Genomic DNA, 1008 nt, shown 5'->3' with positions numbered 1-1008 from the left:
CGACGACGATCTTCGCCGAGGTGGTGGCGCGGCTGGGGGCGGCCGCGTTAGAGCTTGCGAAGTCCACTGAGGACCCTTTCGAGCAGCGTGACGTCGGGCTGGTTGCCGGATTCGCCGCCGGCAGCGGGCTGGTGGATCGCGACCAGGCCGGCTTCGGCGAGGTCGGCGACGAGGATCCGGGCCACTCCCAACGGGATGGTGAGCAGCGCGGAGACCTCGGCGATGGACTTCACCTCGGTGCACAGCGTGCAGATCCGCTGGTGCTCCGGGAGCAGGCCCGCCAGCCGGACCGGGTCGACACTGGCCGAGACCAGCGCCTCCAGGGCGAGCTCGTAGCGGGGCCGGGTGCGGCCGCCGGTCATCGCGAACGGGCGGATCAGCGGCCCGGAGTCCTGGCCGTCGTCGTCGTGCTGCCCGAAGTCCTCCTGGTACCGGGTCTCGTCCCGTTCAGGAAAGGCCTCGGGCCCCGGGTAGCCCTGGAAGCCGTCGTCCGGCCGGGCGTACTGCCCGGGTTCGCGGTACGGCTGCTGCGGCTCCTGGTACGGCTGTTGCCGGCCGTACTGCTCGGTGCCGGGCTGGGGCTGGCCGAAGTACTGCTGGTGCTGCGGCTGGTACTGCTGCCCGTGGCCGGCGCCGGGAACTCCGAAGGCGTCATGGCCGGTGCCGGGGTACGGAACGCCGTACTGGCCGCTGCGCTCGTCGGGCGGTGTCACGGTTCCTCTCCTCACAGGGTGCGGCGGTGCGGTGCTGGCCCGGGACAGCTGCGCCCGGACCGGTGGTGCGAAGGCCGTACAACGCCCGAACCCGGGTCCGTCGCGGGCACCGTAGGCGCTGGGCCTACGGTGCCACGGAAGGACCCGGGACGGGCAATGAGGTCTTTCGAATACCAGGACGGTATCCGACGAACCGTCAGTGCAGGAGACTGCCCTGGAGTTCCGCGCGCAGCGCGGGGGTGAGGACGGCTCCGGCACGGTCGACGAGGAGGGCCATCTCGTAGCCCACGAGGCC

At 71.7% G+C, this 1008-nt stretch carries 1 protein-coding gene and 1 pseudogene; both read right to left on the bottom strand.

Annotation, left to right across the window (positions count from 1 at the left end):
- Positions 1-47: 47 nt before the first annotated feature.
- Entirely contained in the window at positions 48-713 is a 666-nt protein-coding gene (locus ABT014_RS34540) for a DUF742 domain-containing protein (protein ID WP_350643825.1), read from the bottom strand.
- Between the two features lie 196 nt (positions 714-909).
- Positions 910-1008 (bottom strand): annotated as a pseudogene (locus ABT014_RS34535) (roadblock/LC7 domain-containing protein); the annotation flags it as partial.

The sequence above is a fragment of the Kitasatospora sp. NPDC094015 genome, assembly GCF_040304075.1.
Classification (GTDB): Bacteria; Actinomycetota; Actinomycetes; order Streptomycetales; family Streptomycetaceae; genus Kitasatospora.
This window is presented reverse-complemented; position numbering and strand designations above follow the sequence as displayed.